This window comes from Burkholderia sp. AU16482 (genome assembly GCF_002223285.1).
Lineage (GTDB): Bacteria > Pseudomonadota > Gammaproteobacteria > Burkholderiales > Burkholderiaceae > Burkholderia > Burkholderia semiarida.
Genome location: NZ_NKEY01000003.1, coordinates 645119 through 665732, shown reverse-complemented (window position 1 = coordinate 665732; position 20614 = coordinate 645119). Strand labels below are relative to the sequence as shown.

Below are 20614 nucleotides of genomic sequence, written 5' to 3'. Positions count from 1 at the left end.
CCGTGCCTCAGCGCTGGAAGTCATACAGCGAACCGACGCGCAGGATCTGCGTGAGCTCGTCGAGCGCCGTGCGCGATTCGTCGAGCAGCGCCGGATCGGCGAGGTCCTCCGGTGCGAGGCGATCGCGATAGTGCTTGTCGATCCACGCGTCGAGCGACGCGAACAGCGTGTCGTTGATCCACACGTTCGACGTGACGGCCGCGCGCTCCGCTTCGTTCAGCACGACGCGCAGGCGCAGGCAAGCGGGGCCGCCGCCGTTCTTCATGCTTTCGCGCAGGTCGAACACGAGCACGTCGCGGATCGGGCCGTTGCCGGCCGCGAGATGGTCGAGGTAGGCGGCGACCTTCGCGTTCTCACGGCATTCCTGCGGCACGACGAGCACCTGCGAGCCGTCCGCGCGCGACAGCAACTGGCTGTTGAACAGGTAGGACGTGACGGCATCGTTCACGCTCACGGCCGCGTCCGGCACCTCGATCACGTTCAGGCGCGCGCCGCGCGCGTCGAGCGCGGCGGTCAGCGTGTCGTAGATCGCCTGCTTGTTGACGAACGCGCGTTCGTGCGTGAACAGCGTGTCGCGGTTGCCGACCGAGATCACGTCGTTGTGGAACACGCCCGCGTCGATCACGTCCGGATCCTGCTGCGCGTAGACCGTCGCTTCCTCCGCAAGCCCGTGGCGATGCGCGACCGCGCGGCTCGCCTCGAACGTCTGGCGGGCCGGGAAACGCTTCGGCTCCGGCCCGCGACGGTATTCCGCGCGGCCGTACACGAAGAATTCGACGCCCGGCTTGCCGTACTCGGCGCAGAAGCGCGTATGGTTCGCCGCGCCTTCGTCGCCGAGCGCCGGCGTGCCCGTCAGCGCTTCATGCACCGCGAAGTGCGCGGGGTCCGCGAACAGCGTCGACAGCGTGCGGCGCGTCGCCTCATGCTCGATCGCGCGATGCAGCTTGCTGCACAGGTTCGCCGGCGTGAAGTGCACGCGGCCGTCGTTCGTGTCGGCCGACGGGCTGACGGTGGCCGCGTTCGCGGTCCACATCGCCGACGCCGAGCTCGCCGCGGCGAGCAGTTCGGGTGCCTGCTTCGCGGCCTTCGCGATCACGTCCGCGTCCTTGCCCGAGAAGCCGAGCTCGCGCAACAGGCGCAGCGACGGCCGCTCCTGCGGCGGCAGCACGCCTTGCGCGAAGCCGAGATCCGCGAGCTGCTTCATCTTGCGCAGCCCCTGCTTCGCGGCCGCCTTCGGGTTCGCGGCCGACTTCTCGTTGTTCAGCGACGCCACGTTGCCGAACGACAGCCCGGCGTAGTTGTGGGTCGGGCCGACGAGTCCGTCGAAATTGGCTTCTTGTGCGTTCATCGTCGCTCCCTCGATCAGAAATGCAGGCCCGGCGACAGGCTCGCGGGCAAGGTCAGTTGCGTGCTTTCCACCGACGCCATCGGATACGCGCAATAGTCGGCCGCATAGTACGCGCTCGGGCGATGGTTGCCCGAGCGGCCCGTGCCGCCGAACGGTGCGGCCGACGATGCGCCGTTGGTCGGGCGGTTCCAGTTGACGATGCCGGCGCGGATCGTGCGGCGGAAGTGCTCCCATGCCTTCGCGTCGTCGGCGAGCAGCCCGGCCGACAGGCCGAACGCCGTGTCGTTCGCGCGCTCGATCGCTTCGTCGAACGTCGCGTAGCGGACGATCTGCGCGAGCGGGCCGAAGTGCTCTTCGTCGGGCAGGTTCGCGACGCCCGTCACGTCGACGATCGCCGCATTCACGAAGCCGAGGCGCGGATCGCGCTGCGCCATCGCGATGATCGGCTTCGCGCCCTGCTCGACCAGGCGCGCCTGCGCGTCGACCAGCTTCGCGGCCGCGCGTGCCGAGATCACCGCGCCCATGAACGGCTGCGGATCGGCATCGAACACGTCGGCGGTGATCTTCGACGTGACGTCGGCGAAGCGTGCGAGGAAGCGGTCGCCGAACGCGCCCTGCGGCACGAAGATGCGGCGCGCGCACGTGCAGCGCTGGCCGGCCGACAGGAACGCCGACTGGATCGTGTGATGCACGGCCGCGTCGATGTCCTCGACCTCGCCGATCACGAGGGGATTGTTGCCGCCCATCTCGAGCGCGAGCACGATTTCCGGCCGGCCGCCGAACTGCCTGTGCAGCAGCGTGCCGGTATCCGAGCTGCCGGTGAAGAACAGCCCGTCGATCTGCCGATGGTTCGCGAGCGCGATGCCGGTGTCCTTCTCGCCCTGCACGAGGTTCAGCACGCCGGCCGGCAGCCCGGCTTCGCGCCACACCTCGACCGTCGCGCGCGCGACGCCCGGTGCGAGTTCGGACGGCTTGAACACGACCGTGTTGCCGGCGATCAGCGCCGGCACGATATGACCGTTCGGCAAGTGGCCGGGGAAGTTGTACGGGCCGAACACGGCCACGACGCCGTGCGCGCGATGACGCAGCACCGCGACGCCGTCGGCCATGTCCTGGCGCTTCTCGCCGGTGCGTTCCTGGTAGGCCTGGATCGAGATGGCGACCTTCGCGGCCATCGACGCGACTTCGGTGCGCGCTTCCCACAGCGGCTTGCCGGTTTCGCGGCCGATCGCGGTCGCGATCGCTTCCTTGCGCTCGGTGAGCAGCGCGGCGAAACGCTTGACGATGTCGCAGCGCGCGTCGAAGTCGAGCGCCGACCAGCCGGCGAACGCGCGGCGCGCGCTCGCGACCGCACGGTCGACGTCGGCCGCCGACGCGCTTTCGCCCTGCCATGCGATCGCGTCGGTGCCCGGGTTGCGCGAAGCGAAGACGGGGCCCGAGCCTGCGACCCAGGCGCCGTCGATGAAGAGTTCCGTCATGATTCGTTTATCCCTGTTTGACTTTGAGCGGCAGCACGCGAACCGGATCGCCGGCCTTCACGTCGAGCGCGGCGGCATCGTCGGCCGACAGCACGAACGCGCCGTTCGCGACCACGCCCGGCGCGACGCCGACGCGGAAATCGTCGAGCGACGTGTTCGACACGAGCGACTTCGGTACGTTGTCGGTTGCGTCCGGCGCGCCGATCGCGACCGGCACGACGACGCTCTCGCGCACCGTGCGCAGGTCGTTGACGTGGCATTCGAGCACGGGGCCCGCGTCGAAGATGTCGACGTGATTCTGGTAACGCAGCCCTTCGGCCTCGAGCATCTTGCGGGCCGGCAGCGTGTCGCGGTGCGTGAGGCCGACCGCGTCCTGCGCGTCCTGCGGCAGCAGGTCGACGTACACCGGGTAGCGCGGCATCAGTTCCGCGAGGAACGACTTGCGGCCGTGCGAGCTGAGGTAGTCGGCCGCGTTGAAATCGATCTGGTAGAAGTGCGAACCGACCGCACGCCAGAACGGCGACGTACCGTCCTCGTCGAAGTGGCCGCGCAGTTCCGCGCAGATGCGCTCCGGAAAGCGGTCGCGGAACTGCGCGATGAACATGAAGCGCGAGCGCGACAGCAGGCCGCCGACGCCGCCCGTGCGATAGCGCGGGCTCAGGAACAGCGAGCACACTTCCGCGTAGCCCGTCAGGTCGTGCGAGATGTTCAGCGCGGACATCCGCGTCCACACGCCGAGCTCCTGGCTCGCGTGCACGACCGTGCTCACGCGGTAGTTGTAGAACGGCTGCTCGAGGCCGACCTGCGTCTCGATCCCGCACACGCCCGCGATGTCGCCCGTCTTCGAATCTTCCATCACGAAGAAGTAGCCGGCTTCGCCCGGCGCCGCCTTGCCCTCCAGCGTGCGGCGCGAGCGTTCGATGCGCGCGGCGAGCGCGTCGCGGTCGGGCTTGAACGTGGTCAGGCCCGGCCCGGTTTCCTGCGCGAGCGACACGAGCGCGTCGACGTCGCCCGTTTGTACGACACGAACGACGATCATGCTGCGTCTCCCTTCGATTCTTCATCGTCGCGGCGATGCAGCGGCACGCAGCGCACGACATCGCCTTCCTTCACGTCGAGCGCCGCGCGCACGTCGCCGGCCAGCGGCGCCTCGGCGCCCCGCGCGTCGGCCGTCTCGCCCGGCAGGTCGGCCAGCACGCAGCGGAACGATTCGCCGCTGCCCGTCGACACCAGGTACGCGACGTCGCCCTGCTGATGCGCGGCCTCGCGCACGACGCGCTCCGCGCCGTGCTTCACGCACGCGGTGCGATCGACCTGCGCGGTCAATACCGGGCCCGCGTCGAAGATGTCGACGAAGCGGTCGGGCTCGAAGCCTTCCTCCAGATGGATGTCGTATGCGAGCAGCGCCGTTTCGTTCGGCTCGCCGAGCACGCGCTGTGCGGCTTCCGGCAGCAGCGGCACGTAGAGCGGATAGGCCGGCATCACTTCGGCGATGAACGTGCGGCTGCGGCCGCCCGATGCGATGTCGACGTCGGTGAAATCGCGGCCGAAGAACTTGCGGCCCACCGCTTCCCAGAACGGCGATGCGCCGTTGCCGTCGCTCACGCCGAGCAGCAGCGTGAATACTTCGGGCGTGAAGCGGCGGCGGTTCGCGGCGATGTACATCATCCGGGCGCGCGAGATCAGGTGCGCGGCCGCGTCGCCGCGCAGCGACGGATCGACGTAGAAGCCCGCGAGCCGGCTCTTGCCGGTCAGCTCGTGCGACATCGTGAGCGCATGGATCTTGCGGTTCACGTGCAGCTCGCGCGACGCGTGGATCAGCGCGTCGTTACGGAACGCGTAGAACGGTTCCGAGTAGCCGGCCGCGGCCACGATGCTCGCCGTGCCGAGCAGCTTGCCGGTCGACGAATCCTCGAGTACGAAGAGGTAGAACTCCTCGCCGGCGAAGTCGACGTCCGCGCGAAACGAATCTTCCGAGAGCGCCACACGCGCTTCGAGCGCCGCGCGGTCGTGCGGCAGCGAGTGCAGGACCGGCTGCGCGGTGCGCGCCATGTGCGCGAGCGCATCGAGATCCGTGAGTTTGCCGGGGCGAACAAATAGCATCGTCGTTCCTGTCTGCGATGGGGGCGCCGATCAGCGCGCGGTGGCTTCCTGGGCCGCGACCACCTGCTCGACTGCCTTCTCGAAGCGCTTCACGCCTTCGTCGAGCAGGTCGAACGGGATCACGAGCGACGGCACGAAGCGCAGCACGTTCGGGCCGGCGATCAGCATGATCAGGCCTTGCTCGGCGGCGGCGGTGACGAAGTCCTTCGCGCGGCCGTCGAATGCGGCGGTGAGTTCGGCGCCGACCAGGAGGCCCTTGCCGCGGATGTCCTTGAAGATGCCGAAGCGCGCGTTGATGCGTTCGAGCGCGCCCTTCAGGCGCACGCTGCGTTCGCGCACGCCTTCGAGCAGGGCCGGGTCGCCGATCAGTTCGACGACCTTGTCGGCGATCGCCGATGCGAGCGGGTTGCCGCCGTACGTCGTGCCGTGCACGCCGACCTTGAAGTGCGCGGCCAGTTCGTTCGTCGTCAGCATCGCGCCGATCGGGAAGCCGTTGCCGAGCGCTTTCGCGGTCGTCAGGATGTCGGGCGTGACGCCCGTGTCCATGTAGGCGTAGAACTGGCCCGTGCGGCCGACGCCCGTTTGCACTTCGTCGAAGATCAGCAGGGCGTCGTTCGCGTCGCACGCTTCGCGCAGTGCCTTGAGGAACGCCGGATCGGCGGGAATCACGCCGCCTTCGCCCTGCACCGGCTCGACGATCACCGCGCAGGTTTTCGGGCCGATCGCGGCCTTCGCGGCTTCGATGTCGTTGAACGGCAGGTGCTTGATGCCTTCCGGCACGGGGCCGAAGCCTTCCGAGTATTTCGGCTGGCCGCCGACGCTGACGGTGAAGAACGTGCGGCCGTGGAACGACTGCACGAACGACACGATTTCGACCTTGTCGGCGCCGTGGCGGTCGAAGGCGACGCGGCGCGCGAGCTTCAGTGCGGCTTCGTTCGCTTCCGCGCCCGAGTTCGCGAAGAATGCGCGGTCGGCGAAGGTCAGCGATTCGAGGCGCTTCGCGAGGCGCAGGACCGGTTCGTTCGTGTAGCCGTTGCCGATGTGCCAGAGCTTGCGGCCTTGTTCGTCCAGCACCTTCAGCAGTTCCGGGTGGCCGTGGCCGAGTGACGTGACCGCGATGCCGCACGCGAAGTCGATGTATTCACGGCCGGCCGTGTCCCATACGCGCGAGCCCTCTGCACGGTCCGGCACGAACGGCGCGGGAGAGAATACCGGCACCATCACTTCGTCGAATGTCTGGCGGGTCACGGTCGAGGTCGTCATGGTCGTTCCTTTCGGTTTCGTAAGAGGGTTCAACAGGATCAAGTTTAGGTAAGGGCGACGCAAGCGTCTTGCGCAATTGCGACGGGTTCTATCGGAAGGTTTGGGTTTTGCCCTTCCGGGCAGGTCGGTTGGTTGATGTGGGTCGGTATTTTGCGGCTTTTTCTCGCTGTCTCGGGGGCGCTTCCGGGGTCGTGAAATTCCTGTGATCGTGTCGGTCTATTAGCGTCGCCCCTGCGCGGGGCAGCGGTCACTTTTCTTTGTCTTGCCAAAGAAAAGTAACCAAAAGAAAGGCGCTCAGATAACGCATGACTTACCGGTGCCATGGCGCCCCAGAGTGGTCCGCACAAAAGTGTCCGCGCCAGTCAGGACCCCAGAGTGGTTCGAGCAATGGTTCTGACACCACTGGCCACCCCACGGAGCGGTATACCGTCCGCTAGCTCCGTCCTCGCTTCGCTCGGCCGACAGGTCCATCCATCCCCAGCCAGCTGCCATCGCTCGCCCCTGGACGAAAGACAACTTCCGAAATGCAGGAATTTGCCGCTCCGCCGCGAGAAAATTGGGGCCGCAAACACATCGCGGTCGCGAGAACATCTTCAAGAGATTGGGCTACCAATGCCGCGAAAAAAGTGCCTGGCGGCGGGTAGTCGTGCAGAGAAGCGTGAATGCAACCGCGCCCTTGAAGTACCTGTCGGCCGAGCGAAGCGAGGACGGAGCTAGCGGACGGTATACCGCTCCGTGGGGTGGCCAGTGGTGTCAGAACCATTGCTCGAACCACTCTGGGTTCGTGGCTGGCGCGGACACTTTTGTGCGATCCACTCTGAGTGCCATGGCACCGGGAGGTCATGCGTTTTCGGGCGCCTTTCTTTTGGTTACTTTTCTTTGGCAAGACAAAGAAAAGTGACCGCTGCCCCGCGCAGGGGCGACGCTAATAGACCGACACGATCACAGGTACTTCACGAGAGAGCAAACCGCACGACCGCTCACCACCCCGAACATCACCCCTTCTCGCGCTCGACGAGCGCCCCTCCACGAGGTTCACTGCCGCCGCCAGTCTGCTTCTCGAGCCACGCTCGCCGATCTTCCCGAGGCGTGACTCCGAACCTTTCGCGGTAAGCATTAGAGAAGTGCGCGGCAGAAGAGAACCCACAAGCGAGAGAAACCTGAACGACCGACTTGCTGGTCCGCTGCAACTGCGTCCGAGCCTTGAGCAGCCGAAGATTGAGGTAATACTTCGAGGGCATCGCCCCGAGATACTGCCGAAAGAGCCGCTCCAGTTGCCGGCGTGAAACGCCGACGAGCCCGGCGATCTCATCGGTCGTCAACGGATCTTCGATATTGGCTTCCATCAAAAGCAAAGCATCATTCAACCGAGGATGTCGCTCACCGGGCGCGGTAACAAAAGGAATCCGCTGCCGCTCCTCACCGCTGCGCAGCGTGCCGGCCCCAAGCGCATCGGCAATCCGCTCCGCGAGGTCCGCCCCATGTTCGCGGCCAATCATGGCCAGCATGAAATCGACGGTCGCCTGCCCACCGGCACAGGTCGCCCGATCGCGATCGATCTCGAAGATCTGCTGCGTGACGATCGACCGCTCGAACTGCTCGGCGAACTGCTGATACGTCTCCCAGTTCACGCTCACGCGATACCCGGAAAGCTGCCCCGCCATCGCCAGCCACCACACGCCGTGATGAATGCCGGTCACAACGGGCGTGCGCTGCCCGACCCGCGCGAGACTCGCGAGAAACAACCGATAATCGGCAAACTGCTGAAACCGCTCCGACACGACGATCAGCCAGTCGCACGCGATCGCATCGTTGAACGCCGCATCGGCATGCCACTGCGCGCCGCCCGCGAGCGGCACCGGCCGCCCATCCCACGAACACACCTGCCAGCGGTACAAAAGCCGCCCGTCGATCTCGTTCGCGAGATTCAGCGCATCGACGATCGGCCCCACGCCCGACATCGACACGGGCGGCAATGCAACGATCGCCACCTGCGTCGTGCGGGTGGCGCCTGCGGGACGAGACACCGGTACCACGTTGAAACCCGCCCTGTCGCGTTACTTGAGGCTGCCCGACAGGAACTGCTTGAGCCGCTCGCTCTGCGGACGCACCAGCACCTCCTTCGGATCGCCCTCTTCCTCGGTCCGCCCCTGATGCAGGAACATCACGTGGTTCGACACGTTGCGCGCGAATCCCATCTCGTGCGTGACGACGATCATCGTGCGGCCTTCCTCGGCCAGCTTCTGCATCACCTTCAGCACTTCACCCACCAGCTCCGGATCGAGCGCGGAAGTCGGCTCGTCGAACAGCATCACGTCAGGATGCATCGCCAGCGCCCGCGCGATCGCCACGCGCTGCTGCTGGCCGCCCGACAAATGCGACGGATACTGCTTCTCGACGCGCGGCGGCAAACCGACCTTCTCCAGATACTCGCGCGCACGCTCCTCGGCTTCCTTCTTCGAAATGCCGAGCACGTGCACGGGCGCCTCCATCACGTTCTCGAGCACGTTCATGTGCGCCCACAGATTGAAGTGCTGGAACACCATCGCAAGCTTCGTGCGGATGCGCTGCAACTGCTTGTGATCGGCGACTTCGAGCGCGCCGGCGCGGTCGGTCTTCGTGCGCACGGCCTCGCCGTCGACGACGATCTGCCCCGCATTCGGCCGCTCGAGGAAATTGATGCAGCGCAGAAACGTGCTCTTGCCCGACCCGCTCGCGCCGATGATGCTGATGACGTCGCCGGCCTTCGCGTTCAGCGACACGCCCTTGAGCACCTCGTTGTCGCCATAGCGCTTGTGGATATCGACCGCGGCAAGCTTGACGGAAGCGGACGCGCTCGTTTGAGTGATCTCGGCCAACTGGCTCTCCTCGAAGTAATTCAGTGACGGGCGGCCGCGAGATACGCGAGCCAGTGGCGCTCCGCGCGGCGAAACGCCGCGACGAGTGCGAACGATACCGCAAGATAGATCAGCGCGGCGATCCCGAATGACTGGAACGCCATGTAGGTCGCGGAATTGGCGTCGCGCGCGACCTTCAGGATGTCCGGCACGGTCGCCGTGAACGCGACGGTCGTCGCGTGCAGCATCAGGATCACCTCGTTGCTGTACAGCGGCAGCGCACGGCGCAGCGCCGACGGCAGGATCACGCGGCGGTACATCGTGAACGGCGACATCCCGTACGCGCGCGCCGCCTCGACCTCTCCATGCGGAATCGCACGGATCGCTCCGGCGAAGATCTCGGTGGTGTACGCGCAGGTGTTCAGCGCGAACGCGAGGATCGCGCAGTTGAAACCGCTGCGGAAAAACGCGTCGAGCAGCGAGTGCGAGCGCACGAACTCGAGGCTGTACATGCCCGTGTACATCAGCAGCAACTGCACGTAGAGCGGCGTGCCGCGGAACACGTACGTGTAGAACCGCACGGGCGTCGACACCCACTTGTTTCTCGACACGCGCGCGACCGCGAGCGGCACCGCGCACACGAAGCCGAGCGAAATCGATGCGACGAGCAGCCACAGCGTGACCGCGAGGCCGGACAGGCGCTGGCCGTCCCAGAAAAGGAACGCCTTGCCGAATTCCTGGAGGATCTCGATCATAGTTCTGCGTGCCGCACGCCCATGGAATAACGCTTCTCGAGCTGGATCAGCACGAGGTTGGAAACGGTCGTGATCGCAAGGTAGATCAGCGCCGCGACGAGGATGAAGAAGAACATGTTGAACGTGCTCTTGCCGGCGTCCTGCGCGGCCTTCACGACGTCCGCGAGACCGATGATCGACACCAGCGCGGTCGCCTTCACGAGCACCTGCCAGTTGTTGCCGATGCCCGGCAGCGCAAAGCGCATCATCTGCGGAAACATGATCCGCGCGAACACGCGCGCGCCGCTCATCCCGTAAGCCGCACCGGCTTCGAGCTGGCCGCGCGGCACCGACAGGAACGCGCCGCGAAACGTCTCGGTGAAGTACGCGCCGTAGATGAAGCCGAGCGTCAGCACGCCGGCCACGAACGGATCGATGTCGATCTGGTTCCAGCCGACGAGGTCGGTGAACTGGTTCAGCCAGATCTGGATGCTGTAGAACAGCAGCAGCATCAGCACAAGATCGGGCACCGAGCGGATCAGCGTCGTATAACCGGTCGCGATCGCTCGCAGCACCCGGTTGTGCGACAGCTTCGCCACCGCGCCGATCAGCCCCAGCGCCACCGCGGTGGCGAGCGACAGCACCGACAGCTCGATGGTCTGCACGGTGCCGGCCCAGAGGACGGGACCAAAGCCGTAAAGGAACACGCGCGTCTCCAGAGTTGAATGAATGCCGACGCGCATGCCTGTCCCGCGCCGGAGTGACGCGGATAGTCGCAAGCGAAATTATTTGCCTCAAATCACCATGCGCGCGATTGCTGCGTCGCAACAATTCGTCCCACCATTTCTGCACACGACCTACGCCGCTGTTTCAAAAGGAAAAAAACCGTTCCCTGACAGTCGGATGACATGCCGGGAAGCGGTTTTTTTGCAATTTTCCGGTCGCTTTTTCGATATAGCGCAGGACTGGCCATCGGGCCGAATGGGCAGGTCGGGACACACGCCACACAATCGCTTGCTCATGCCCGCGACGCGCTGCGCGCCGATCCGATGTCACTCGTGGCGGCCTCTACTTTTCGCATCCACAAAAACGGCTTGCCACTTCATGTTTTCGCATCCACAATTAGTCGAAATTCCGTTCGTTTTCGACGACGCCAAGGATCTGTCGAACCGGCTGAAACACGGCATCTCGCTGCGAATGGCGGAATTTGCCGAGTGGGAAGCCGTGCGCGCGTGGCCGGATACCCGCCGGGACTACGGCGAGGCGCGCTGGATCTGTCTGGTGCCGATCGGCCCGCGCCTCTACACGGCGATCGTCGTCCCGCGCGGCCGCACGCTGCGTGTCGTCAGCCTGCGAAAGGCCAACAACCGAGAGATGATTCGATATGAAGAAGGCCGTTAAATTCATCCGCAACACGCCCGAGGAAGAAGCGGCGATCGCACGCGGCATCGCCGCCGATCCGGACGCCCACGAACTCAGCGACGAAGAAATCGATGCGATGGAGCCGTTCGTCGAGGTCGTCGCGAAGAAGTTCGGGCGCCCGAAGCTCGAGCACCCGAAGGAACAGGTCAGCATTCGCTACGACGCGGACATCCTCGCCGCGTTTCGGGCCGACGGCCCCGGCTGGCAGACGCGCATGAACGACGCGCTGCGCGACTGGCTGAAGAAGCGCCGCGCGTGAGCGTCACCGCCCTTTCAGGATGTCGGAGCGCGAAGTCGTGTAGACGAGCCCGTCCGGGCCGAAATGGACGTTGAAGAACGCGTCGGTGTTGACGCCGTCCTCGAGCCAGCGCCAACTCCAGACCGTCTCCGGCTTCAGCGGATACTGCGCGATGTCGCCCGGCTTGCCGAGCAGGCGTCGCACCTCGTCCTCGTCCATCCCCGGGCGCACTTTCGCGAAATTCTCGGCGGTCAGTACCTGCGTCGCGCCCGTGTAGCGCCCGTTCGCATCGAGATCGACGAACCAGGTCTGGTTGCCCATCGGGCCGCGCGGATATTCGAGACGCTTCGAGCCGTCGGTGAACGTGCGCTCGGTCTCGGGCTTGCCCATCGTGCCGCGCACGTCGGCCTCGGTCGATTCGCCGACCTTCAGCCCCTTCAGCAGCAGCGGCGCGGGCTTGATCGCGTTGAAGAAATCCCTGATACGTTGCACGTCGAGATGGCCCTGGTCGTCGCAACCGGTCAGCGCCAGCGCGGCGGCCAGCATCGTCACGGAAAGCAGCCGGAAACGGAAAATCATCGGAAGAATGGCGCGTGGAGAAAACACGCGGCAAGGATACCCGCGCGACGCCAAAAGCGCGAGACGGGCCGCGCGGGCCGTCCGCTGTTCAATGCGTCGTTTCGGTTTCGGTCCGGGTTTCGGGCGCCCGATTCGCCGGCGCCGTCGCGCGCGGCCCGGCCGGCGGCGCGCCCAGGCGGCGGCGCGTGCGCACCAGCTCGGCAAGCTGCCACGAGCCGAGCGCGAGGCAGCCGAACAGCACCTCGCGGCCGCGCTTGACCACCGCGAGCGACAGCGCGGTCTCGCGGTCGACGCCGAACATCTGCGCGAGCAGCACGACGGTCGCCTCCTGCACGCCGAGCCCGCCCGGCACCATGAACGCCGCATGCCGCACGGCCTGCGTCATCGCCTCGATCGCGATCGCGCCGCCGATCGACACCGGGTGGCCGAGCAGCGCGAGCGCCCAGTAGATCTCGAGCGCGCCGAGCACGTAGCCGGCCAGTTGCCAGAAGAACGCGCTGAACAGCAGGCCCGTACGCGACATCAGCGAATCGATGTCGGCGTCGAGCCGGCGGCCGTCGACGCCCTGCAGCAGCCGGTGCGAATCGCCGAGCAAGCGGCCCGCGAAACGCTCGATCGCATGGAAGATGCCGCCGCGCCGCATCAGCACCACGCCGAGCACCGGCAACGGCAGCGTCAGCAGCAGCGCGAGGCCGATCGTGCCGCCGCCCATGTTGTCGGTCGTCGAGAGCAGCAGCACGAGGCCGAGCGCCGCGAACGCATACTGGACGACGATCGTCACGAGCACTTCGACGATCACCGACGCGGTCACACGGCTCGCGTCGGGCACCTGCCAGCGCGCGAGCCGGATGCCGACGATCTCGCCGCCGATGCCGACCACCGGCAGCAGCCGGTTCACCGCCTCGCGCACGGTCGCGATCCACCACAGGAACGGTAGCGAGCCGCGCCGGTCGAGCAGTTGGTGCCATGCGTACGCATCGAGCAACAGCGGCAGCGCGTGGAACGGCACGAGCCACAGCAGCGCGTAGCCGGCGCGCGCGAGCATCTGCGATACGTCATCGACGCCTTCGTGCAGCCCCAGCGCGAGCAGGATGCCGATGCCGATCGGCCAGCCGAGCCACTTGATCCACTTGCTCATGACGGCTGCGCTCCCGCTGCGCGCGACGCGTGCACGCCACGTCGTGCCGCGGGCCCGCCGAACACGTCGGCGAAGCCGCCGGTCGCGACGCCCGCCGCCTTCAGCGCGGCCGCGACGCGCGGCGACAGCAGCGCATCGAGTTCGTCGACCGGGCGATAGCCGGCCATCGTCGGCGTGATCGGGCCATCGCCCGCTTCGGCCGGATGGCAGTAGATCTCGCCGACGCCCGGCGGCAGCTTCGCGAGCGCGTCGAGCAGCACGGCCTCGTCCATCGCGCCCGTATGCTCGATGCCGACCACGTAGTCGTTGTGCGCGAGCCCCGCGCGGTCGAGCCGCGCGCGCACCAGCGCGATCCACGGCTTCAGCAGCGCGGGCGCGCTCGTTTCGTACGGCAGCCGTACCGCGCGCAGCCCGTAGTCGCGGCCGATCTCGACGATCATCGACAGCACGGTCGGATGCAGGTGGAAATGCTTGTGCGCGTTCACGTGGTCGAGCGGCAGGCCGCTCGCCGCGAACGCGTCGAACTGCGCACGGATTTCCCGGCGCAGTTGCGCGCGCACGTGCGGCAGGAAGAAGAAGCGACAACCGTCCTTCGCCATCGCGTCGCCGAAGCGCCCGTCGGGCCCGACGAGCGCGGGAATCTCATGCGCGGGCAGCGTGGCCGGGCCATCCGCGAGCACCAGATGCAGCCCGACCGCGAGCGACGGCAGCCGCCGCGCGCGCTCGATCGCATCCTGCGCGGCGGTTGCGCCCACCATCAGGCTCGCGGCGTTCAGCACGCCGTCGCGGTGCGCGCGCTCGACCGCCGCGTTGACGCGTGGGTGCAGCCCGAAGTCGTCCGCGGTGAAGATCAGCGCCCGCGTCGCCCGCTGCGTCGCCACGGATCAGGCCTCGTGCGCGCGCAGGAAGCGGAAGAACTCGACGCCTTCGCGCAGGCGCCGCTTCATCATGTCCCAGCTCGTCAGCATCTCGCGCACGATTTCCCAGATCTTCGACGGACGGAAGTAGAACTCGCGATAGAACTGTTCGAGGTGGTGATAGATCTCGTCGCGCGACAGGTGCGCATAGCCGATCGCCGCGAGCTGCACGCCCTCCTTGCTGACGAGGTTGATCGTCTTGTTCTCTTCCATCCAGCCGTTTTCGACGGCCTGCTTGTACAGCGTCGTGCCCGGATACGGTGCGGCGAGCGACACCTGGATCGTGTGCGGGTTGATTTCCTTCGCGTACTCGATCGTCTTCTTGATGGTTTCCTTCGTCTCGCCCGGCAGCCCGAGGATGAAGGTGCCGTGGATCTTGATGCCGAGCTTCTTGCAGTCCGCGCTGAAGCGGCGCGCGAAATCGGTGCGCACACCCTTCTTGATGTTCACGAGGATCTGGTCGTCGCCCGATTCGAAGCCGACCAGCAGCAGGCGCAGCCCGTTTTCCTTCATCACCTTCAGCGTCTTGTACGGCACGTTGGCCTTCGCGTTGCACGACCACGTCATGCCGAGCTTGCCCAGGCCGATCGCGATGGCTTCGGCGCGCGGCAGATCGTCGGTGAAGGTGTCGTCATCGAACATCAGCTCCTTCACTTCCGGCATGTTGTCGCGGATCCACTTCGCTTCCGCCAGCACGTTCTCGACCGAGCGCGTGCGGTAGCGATGGCCGCTGACCGTCTGCGGCCACAGGCAGAACGTGCAGCGCGACTTGCAGCCGCGGCCCGTGTAGATCGACACGTACGGATAGTTCAGGTAGCCGATGAAGTAGTTGTCGATCTTCAGGTCGCGCTTGTAGACGGGCGCGACGAACGGCAGTTCGTCCATGTTCTCGAGGATCGGACGCGCTTCGTTGTGCTCGATCGAGCCGTCCTTCGCGCGCCAGCTCAAGCCCTTGATCTCGGCGAACGGCTTGCCTTCGGCGAGCTCCTTGCAGGTGTAGTCGAATTCCTCGCGGCACACGAAGTCGATGGCGTCGCTCGCCGTGAGCGAGTTGTGCGGATCGACCATCACCTTCGCGCCCACCATGCCGACCAGCATCGACGGCTTCATCTTCTTCAGATCCTGCGCGAACATCGCGTCGGTCGGGAACGACGGCGTGCTCGTGTGGATGATCACGAGGTCGTAGTCGTTGGCGATCTTCAGCGTTTCCTCGACCGACAGGCCGTCGGCCGGCGCGTCGACGACGCGGCTGCCCGGCACGAGCGCGGCCGGCTGCGCGAGCCAGGTCGGATACCAGAAGGAACGGATTTCGCGCTTCGCCTGATAGCGCGAGCCGGCTCCGCCGTCGAAGCCGTCATACGAAGGGGCCTGCAAGAACAGCGTTTTCATGAATGCTCCGGTAGCCTGCATAGTTCGTTTCGTTACAACGATTCAGTCAAAAAATCCGCGGGCCGCCATGCCGGCGCCCGCCTCTTCGTCATGTCGCGCCGCGCGGCTGCGCCGTGCGACGCGTGTCGGCCCGCGGGCCGGGTCCGATCGCCAGCCCTAGCGGCCGTCCACTGCTTCCACGGCCGCCGTCGCGCGTTCGCCGCCGACGACCGTCATCCTCGCGCCGCGCCACACGACATGGGTGCCGAACACGGCCGCGAGCCACTCCAGCGCGAGCAGCGTGTCGCGCACCGGGACGAGCGGCAGGTCGCGCCAGAACGCGCGCCAGCCGTCCTCGCCGCGCGCGTGCAGCACGAGCCGCCCGAATGCGCCGAGCGCGGCCGCCCCGCCCGCCAGCGTGCCGGCGAAGGTGCCGTCGAGGCGCCACGCGAGCGCCGCGCCGATCGCGAGCCACGGCGCGGTAAACGTGATGAACAGGAACGCGAAGCCGGCCGGGTTCAGCGAACGGATCGTGCGCAGCCAGCGCGTCTCGCGGCGCCACAGCGGCCCGAACGACGGTTCGATCACGTCAGTCGCGACCTCGACCTCGGACAGCACGGTGCGCCGCCCGAGCCGACGCGGCAGCTCGGCCAGCCAGAAATCGTCCGCCAGTTCGTCCTTCAGTGCGAAGAGGCCGCCGATCCGCTCGAGCGTGTCGCGCGTGAGCGCGAGCGTCGCGCCGAAGCCGAAGCGGCTCGAGCGGCCGAGGTGCGTGATGCGCACCGACGGCGCGAACCAGGCGTCGACGAACTGCGCGCCGATGCGCGTCCAGAAGCCGCCGACGCTGCGCGCATGATACAGGCACGTGACGACCCCGACCGACGCGTCGGCGAGCGGCGCCGTCACGCGCTCCAGATAGTCGGGCTGCACCGCGATGTCGCTGTCCGCGATCACGATGCGTCCGTATTTCGCGCGCTCGGCGAGATTGATCAGGTTGCTGACCTTCAGGTTCTTGCCGTGCACGCGCGCGTCGACCACGAGCGTGATGTCGCACGCCGGATGAGCGGCGCGCAGCCGCTCGACGACGGCGATGGCCGGATCGGCCGGCGATGCGACGCCGAACAGCACCTCGTAGCAAGGATGGCGCTGCGCGCAGAAGGTCGCGAGGTTGTCGTACAGGTGCGGCTCCGCGCCGCACAACGGCTTCAGCACGCTGACCGGCTCGAAGCCGTCGCGCACCGCCGTGCGCGGCGTGCGCGGCCGCGGCGCGAAGGCCGCGACGAGCGCATAGCCGGCCGCGGCGAGCGTGAACGCGATCAGGAGCCAGTCGAGCAGCGTGACGATCGGCGTCATGCGCGACGCCTCCCGGCGACCTGGGCGCCACGGCAAACGCTCGAGCGTGATTGAACGTGATGCGGTATTCCGACTACGACGAACGCGGGCACGACCCGACTCCTTGTTCCTGCAGCGTCTGTAATGGGGGCGGCACGACCCGTCGTTCGGGTGCGGCCATGCCCGGCTTCGCGTGGCGTATCCCCGCGCAGCGCCCGGACGGCATGCGGGAAGACTCGAATGGCTCCATCGGCACAAGATGGGCAGGCGCCGGATTTTAACAGTCGGCGCGCGCCCGGCGCTCGGCGTTCCGGGAAACGGACTAGTGCGATTCCAGCAAAGCTGAGCGGTCGACGAACCCGATCGGCCCGGCCACGTTCACGTTAGCGTAAGTACTTTGCAGGCGTATTGCAGTCTTTAAAATCAGACATTTCGTGCAAATTTGTATGTCGATGCGGTTTCATTTCCAATCGCCGTAAAGTTTGGTAATTAACCAGCGATTAGATTGATTTTTGCAACGATCATCGCAAGGAACCCTGCGTCCCTGTAAGGCGCATGGGTATGCGCGCGCCGCCAGCACGTTCCGGAACCCTTTGGCAAAATCGTTGGCGTTTGTTGCGTCAGCGCATCACCACGCCACCCGTTTCGAAGGTCTTCCGATGACACCGTTTTCCGTACTCGATCTCGCCCCCATCCCGGCCGGCGCCGACGCCTCGCAAGCGTTCCGCAACACCGTCGATCTCGCGCAGCACGCGGAACGCTGGGGCTACCGGCGCTACTGGCTGGCCGAGCATCACAACATGCCGGGCATCGCGAGCGCGGCCACCGCCGTCGTGATCGGCCACGTCGCGGGCGCCACGCGCACGATCCGGGTCGGCTCGGGCGGCATCATGCTGCCGAACCATGCGCCGCTCGTGATCGCCGAACAGTTCGGCACGCTCGCGTCGCTGTATCCGGGGCGCATCGACCTCGGCCTCGGCCGCGCGCCCGGCACCGACCAGACCACGTCGCGCGCGCTGCGCCGCGACCTGATCGGCAGCGCGGATTCGTTTCCGGACGACGTCGCGGAGCTGCAGCGCTACTTCGCGGAGCCGGTGCCCGGCCAGCGCGTGCGGGCGGTGCCCGGCGCGGGGCTCGACGTCCCGGTGTGGCTGCTCGGTTCGAGCCTGTTCAGCGCGCAGCTCGCGGCGATGCTCGGGCTGCCGTTCGCGTTCGCGTCGCACTTCGCGCCGGATTACCTGATGCGCGCGCTCGAGATCTATCGCGCGCAGTACCGGCCGTCGGCCGCGTGGCCGAAGCCGCATGCGATGGTGGGCGTCAACGTGTTCGCGGCCGAGACCGACGACGAGGCACGGCGCCTGTTCACGTCGCTGCAGCAGCAGTTCATCAACCTGCGGCGCGGCACGCCGGGCAAGCTGCCGCCGCCCGTCGACGTGCTCGAGGCGAACGAACTCGAACTCGCGACCGTCGCGCATTCGCTGTCGTTCGCGGCGGTCGGCTCGCGCGACACGGTGCGCGACAAGCTGCGCGAGCGCATCGCGCAGACGGGCGCCGACGAGCTGATCATCACCGCGCAGATCTACGATCACGCCGCGCGGCTGCGCTCGTTCGAACTGGCCGCGCAGATCCGCGACGAGCTCGCGAACGAGGCAGGCTGACCGCCCGACGGTGCGCGGCCGGCGGCGGCCTGCTCCGCGTCACTGCGGGCGCACGGCCTCCAGCCCGTCGAGCAGCGCCTTGTGGAACGCGTCGGGGTCCTGGATCTGCGGCGCGTGCCCGAGCGCCGGGAATTCGACGAGCTGCGCGCCGGGAATCGCGGCCTGCGTGCGCTTCGCGAGCTCCGGATAGCGGCCGAGCTTCGCATGCACGTCGGGCGGCGCGGCGTCCTTGCCGATCGCGGTCGTGTCCTTGTCGCCGATCATCAACAGCGTCGGCACGCGGATCGCGCCGAATTCGTAGACCACCGGCTGCGTGAGGATCATGTCGTAGATCAGCGCGGAGTTCCACGCGACCGCGTCGCGGCCGGCGCCGCGATACATCCCGGCGAGCATCTGCACCCAGCGTTCGTACGACGGCGACCACTTGCCCGCATAGTAGGTCGCCTGCTCGTAGCGGCGGATGCCGTCGGCCGTGGTCTTCTGCTCGCGCGCATACCAGTAGTCGACCGACAGCGGCGGCACGCCGAGCGCCTTCCAGTCCTCGAGGCCGATCGGGTTCACGAGCACGAGCTGGTCGGTCGCCTTCGGATACATCAGCGCGTACCGGATCGCGAGCATCCCGCCCGTCGAATGGCCGATGATCGTCGCCGACTTCACGCCGAGCGATTCGAGCAGCGCGTGCGTGTTGCGCGCGAGTTGCTGGAAGCTGTACTGGTAGCGCTCGGGCTTCGACGACTTGCAGAAACCGATCTGGTCCGGCGCGATCACGCGATAGCCGGCGCGGCTCAGCACGTCGATCGTGTCTTCCCAGGTCGCCGCGCAGAAGTTCTTGCCGTGCAGCAGCACGACGGTGCGGCCGTTCGGGTGCGCGGGCTGCACGTCGAGGTACGCCATCTCGAGGGTTTCCCGCTGCGACACGAACGCGTACGCGTGCACGTGCGCCGGATACGCAAACCCTTCCAGCCGCGGGCCGTACGCGGGCCCGTCGTTGGCGGCGGGCGTCGCGGCAACGCCCGCAACGGGCAGCGCGCACGCGGCGGCGGCGCTCGCGCCGAGCACCGCGGCGCGCGCGACGGACAACATCTTGCAAATCGAAAGCATGGCGATCACGGTGATGGGGGACGCGCGCGGGCCGCCGGAGTGCGGCGGGACGGGCTCGCGCCCCGCGATTCTACGCGCTCGCGTGACGACGGCGCGCAACACTCCGGGGGCGCGCGACTTCCGCGCGTATGACGAACTCGGGTATCGTGTGACGTGACCCTGAAACGCGTGCAGGCGAATTCCCATGAAAAACGTCCTCAGCATTCAGTCGCACGTCATCTACGGCCATGCCGGCAACAGTGCGGCCGTGTTCCCGATGCAGCGCCTCGGCGTCAACGTCTGGCCGCTCAACACCGTCCAGTTGTCGAATCACATGCAGTACGGCCACTGGGCCGGCAGCGCGATCGATGCCGCGAAGATGGAACAGCTCGTCGACGGCATCGCCGCCATCGGCGCGCTCAAGCGTTGCGACGCGGTGCTGTCCGGCTTCCTCGGCTCGCCGCCGCAGGCGCGCGCGGCGGTCGAGATCGTGCGCGCGGTGAAGGCGATGAATCCGAACGCGTGGTACTTCTGCGATCCGGCGATGGGCCAGACGGGCGGCATCCGGCCCGAGCCCGGCGTCGAGGAATTCATCGTCCAGGAGGTGCCCGCGCTCGCCGACGGCATGTCGCCGAACCATACCGAACTGCAGAAGCTCGCCGGGCGGCGCATCGAGACCGTCGCCGAAGCCGTCGACGCCTGCCGCGCGCTGATCCGCCGCGGCCCGCAGATCATCCTCGTCAAGCACCTGCACGACCGCAACAGCCCGGCCGACCGTTTCAACATGCTCGCCGTCACCGAAACCGAAGCGTGGATCGGCCAGCGGCCGCTGTATGCGTTTCCGCGCCACCCGGTCGGCGTCGGCGACCTCACCAGTGCGATCTTCGTCGCGTGCCGGCTGCGCGGCGACTCCGTGCGCGCCGCGTTCGAACACACGCTCGCGGCCGTGCATGCGGTCGTGAAGGCCACCTACGACGCACGCCGTTACGAACTCGAACTCGTCGCCGCGCAGGACGAGATCGCCCGCCCGAGCGAATGGTTCGGCGCGTGGGTGACCGACGCCTGACGCGCCGGCACCGCGTTGCGCTGCTCCGCCGCGCTGCTTTCCTGCTTTCCCCG

The 20614-nt window shown here is 67.1% G+C and carries 19 protein-coding genes; 4 read left to right on the top strand and 15 right to left on the bottom strand.

Annotated features, from left to right (window positions below):
• Window positions 1–7 precede the first annotated feature (7 nt).
• From astB to CFB35_RS05630, 9 genes are all read right to left on the bottom strand, one after another.
• Window positions 8–1348, bottom strand: coding sequence for an N-succinylarginine dihydrolase (astB, locus tag CFB35_RS05670; RefSeq protein WP_059573958.1), 1341 nt, complete (start codon window positions 1346–1348; stop codon window positions 8–10).
• Between the two features lie 14 nt (window positions 1349–1362).
• Window positions 1363–2826 (bottom strand): succinylglutamate-semialdehyde dehydrogenase, encoded by a 1464-nt coding sequence (gene astD, locus CFB35_RS05665; RefSeq protein WP_059573959.1) that lies wholly within the window; start codon window positions 2824–2826, stop codon window positions 1363–1365.
• A gap of 7 nt (window positions 2827–2833) precedes the next feature.
• Entirely contained in the window at window positions 2834–3865 is a 1032-nt protein-coding gene (gene astA / locus CFB35_RS05660) for an arginine N-succinyltransferase (protein WP_059573960.1), read from the bottom strand.
• On the bottom strand, window positions 3862–4929 hold the full coding sequence (aruF, locus tag CFB35_RS05655; RefSeq protein ID WP_059573961.1) for an arginine/ornithine succinyltransferase subunit alpha: 1068 nt from the start codon (window positions 4927–4929) through the stop codon (window positions 3862–3864). The genes astA and aruF overlap by 4 nt, the downstream gene beginning before the upstream one ends.
• Before the next feature lie 30 nt (window positions 4930–4959).
• The gene (locus CFB35_RS05650; RefSeq protein ID WP_059573962.1) at window positions 4960–6192 is read right to left on the bottom strand and encodes an aspartate aminotransferase family protein; all 1233 of its coding nucleotides are present in this window, start codon (window positions 6190–6192) and stop codon (window positions 4960–4962) included.
• 995 nt (window positions 6193–7187) lie between these two features.
• Entirely contained in the window at window positions 7188–8228 is a 1041-nt protein-coding gene (locus CFB35_RS05645; RefSeq protein ID WP_059573963.1) for a GlxA family transcriptional regulator, read from the bottom strand.
• A 21-nt stretch (window positions 8229–8249) separates the two neighbouring features.
• On the bottom strand, window positions 8250–9050 hold the full coding sequence (locus CFB35_RS05640) for an ABC transporter ATP-binding protein (protein ID WP_006488736.1): 801 nt from the start codon (window positions 9048–9050) through the stop codon (window positions 8250–8252).
• A 20-nt stretch (window positions 9051–9070) separates the two neighbouring features.
• Window positions 9071–9784: an ABC transporter permease gene (locus CFB35_RS05635; RefSeq protein ID WP_059573964.1), complete on the bottom strand. Its 714-nt coding sequence runs from the start codon at window positions 9782–9784 to the stop codon at window positions 9071–9073.
• A complete protein-coding gene (locus CFB35_RS05630; RefSeq protein WP_006488734.1) occupies window positions 9781–10470 on the bottom strand; it encodes an ABC transporter permease in 690 nt (229 codons plus the stop codon). The genes CFB35_RS05635 and CFB35_RS05630 overlap by 4 nt, the downstream gene beginning before the upstream one ends.
• A 397-nt stretch (window positions 10471–10867) precedes the next feature.
• Here CFB35_RS05630 and CFB35_RS05625 point away from each other — a divergent pair, with 397 nt between their 5' ends.
• Entirely contained in the window at window positions 10868–11164 is a 297-nt protein-coding gene (locus CFB35_RS05625) for a BrnT family toxin (RefSeq protein ID WP_059573965.1), read from the top strand.
• Window positions 11148–11444 (top strand): BrnA antitoxin family protein, encoded by a 297-nt coding sequence (locus tag CFB35_RS05620; protein WP_027783976.1) that lies wholly within the window; start codon window positions 11148–11150, stop codon window positions 11442–11444. Before CFB35_RS05625 ends, CFB35_RS05620 begins: the two co-directional genes overlap by 17 nt.
• Window positions 11445–11447: 3 nt before the next feature.
• Here CFB35_RS05620 and CFB35_RS05615 read toward each other — a convergent pair whose 3' ends face one another.
• The 5 genes from CFB35_RS05615 to hpnI all read right to left on the bottom strand — a co-directional run bounded on the left by CFB35_RS05615 (window position 11448) and on the right by hpnI (window position 16778).
• Window positions 11448–12002, bottom strand: coding sequence for a hypothetical protein (locus tag CFB35_RS05615; protein WP_006488732.1), 555 nt, complete (start codon window positions 12000–12002; stop codon window positions 11448–11450).
• A gap of 88 nt (window positions 12003–12090) precedes the next feature.
• On the bottom strand, window positions 12091–13140 hold the full coding sequence (locus CFB35_RS05610) for a lysylphosphatidylglycerol synthase domain-containing protein (protein ID WP_059573966.1): 1050 nt from the start codon (window positions 13138–13140) through the stop codon (window positions 12091–12093).
• Entirely contained in the window at window positions 13137–14021 is an 885-nt protein-coding gene (hpnK, locus tag CFB35_RS05605; RefSeq protein ID WP_089464637.1) for a hopanoid biosynthesis-associated protein HpnK, read from the bottom strand. The genes CFB35_RS05610 and hpnK overlap by 4 nt, the downstream gene beginning before the upstream one ends.
• Window positions 14022–14024: 3 nt before the next feature.
• Complete coding sequence (gene hpnJ, locus CFB35_RS05600) at window positions 14025–15467, bottom strand: hopanoid biosynthesis associated radical SAM protein HpnJ (RefSeq protein ID WP_306427094.1); 1443 nt, start codon at window positions 15465–15467, stop codon at window positions 14025–14027.
• 135 nt (window positions 15468–15602) lie between these two features.
• Window positions 15603–16778 carry a bacteriohopanetetrol glucosamine biosynthesis glycosyltransferase HpnI gene (hpnI, locus tag CFB35_RS05595; protein ID WP_089464636.1) on the bottom strand — a complete coding sequence of 392 codons (1176 nt, stop codon included), beginning with the start codon at window positions 16776–16778 and terminating at the stop codon, window positions 15603–15605.
• 638 nt (window positions 16779–17416) lie between these two features.
• Between hpnI and CFB35_RS05590 the strand changes: the two genes are divergently transcribed.
• Window positions 17417–18415 (top strand): LLM class flavin-dependent oxidoreductase, encoded by a 999-nt coding sequence (locus tag CFB35_RS05590; protein WP_059573969.1) that lies wholly within the window; start codon window positions 17417–17419, stop codon window positions 18413–18415.
• Between the two features lie 39 nt (window positions 18416–18454).
• On the opposite strand, the gene CFB35_RS05585 is transcribed toward CFB35_RS05590, so the two are convergent.
• Window positions 18455–19516 carry an alpha/beta fold hydrolase gene (locus CFB35_RS05585; RefSeq protein ID WP_059573970.1) on the bottom strand — a complete coding sequence of 354 codons (1062 nt, stop codon included), beginning with the start codon at window positions 19514–19516 and terminating at the stop codon, window positions 18455–18457.
• A gap of 184 nt (window positions 19517–19700) precedes the next feature.
• Between CFB35_RS05585 and pdxY the strand changes: the two genes are divergently transcribed.
• The gene (pdxY, locus tag CFB35_RS05580) at window positions 19701–20561 is read left to right on the top strand and encodes a pyridoxal kinase PdxY (protein ID WP_059573971.1); all 861 of its coding nucleotides are present in this window, start codon (window positions 19701–19703) and stop codon (window positions 20559–20561) included.
• Window positions 20562–20614: the final 53 nt, after the last annotated feature.

What these genes read in the sequence shown, in the direction of transcription:
- hpnJ (WP_306427094.1), bottom strand. Translation starts at nt 15,467, where the DNA reads ATGCAGGCTACCGGAGCATTCATGAAAACGCTGTTCTTGCAGGCCCCT.
- aruF (WP_059573961.1), bottom strand. Translation starts at nt 4,929, where the DNA reads ATGCTATTTGTTCGCCCCGGCAAACTCACGGATCTCGATGCGCTCGCG.
- CFB35_RS05615 (WP_006488732.1), bottom strand. Translation starts at nt 12,002, where the DNA reads ATGATTTTCCGTTTCCGGCTGCTTTCCGTGACGATGCTGGCCGCCGCG.
- astD (WP_059573959.1), bottom strand. Translation starts at nt 2,826, where the DNA reads ATGACGGAACTCTTCATCGACGGCGCCTGGGTCGCAGGCTCGGGCCCC.
- CFB35_RS05585 (WP_059573970.1), bottom strand. Translation starts at nt 19,516, where the DNA reads ATGCTTTCGATTTGCAAGATGTTGTCCGTCGCGCGCGCCGCGGTGCTC.
- CFB35_RS05610 (WP_059573966.1), bottom strand. Translation starts at nt 13,140, where the DNA reads ATGAGCAAGTGGATCAAGTGGCTCGGCTGGCCGATCGGCATCGGCATC.
- astB (WP_059573958.1), bottom strand. Translation starts at nt 1,348, where the DNA reads ATGAACGCACAAGAAGCCAATTTCGACGGACTCGTCGGCCCGACCCAC.
- CFB35_RS05650 (WP_059573962.1), bottom strand. Translation starts at nt 6,192, where the DNA reads ATGACGACCTCGACCGTGACCCGCCAGACATTCGACGAAGTGATGGTG.
- hpnI (WP_089464636.1), bottom strand. Translation starts at nt 16,778, where the DNA reads ATGACGCCGATCGTCACGCTGCTCGACTGGCTCCTGATCGCGTTCACG.
- astA (WP_059573960.1), bottom strand. Translation starts at nt 3,865, where the DNA reads ATGATCGTCGTTCGTGTCGTACAAACGGGCGACGTCGACGCGCTCGTG.
- CFB35_RS05590 (WP_059573969.1), top strand. Translation starts at nt 17,417, where the DNA reads ATGACACCGTTTTCCGTACTCGATCTCGCCCCCATCCCGGCCGGCGCC.
- CFB35_RS05635 (WP_059573964.1), bottom strand. Translation starts at nt 9,784, where the DNA reads ATGATCGAGATCCTCCAGGAATTCGGCAAGGCGTTCCTTTTCTGGGAC.
- CFB35_RS05620 (WP_027783976.1), top strand. Translation starts at nt 11,148, where the DNA reads ATGAAGAAGGCCGTTAAATTCATCCGCAACACGCCCGAGGAAGAAGCG.
- pdxY (WP_059573971.1), top strand. Translation starts at nt 19,701, where the DNA reads ATGAAAAACGTCCTCAGCATTCAGTCGCACGTCATCTACGGCCATGCC.
- CFB35_RS05625 (WP_059573965.1), top strand. Translation starts at nt 10,868, where the DNA reads ATGTTTTCGCATCCACAATTAGTCGAAATTCCGTTCGTTTTCGACGAC.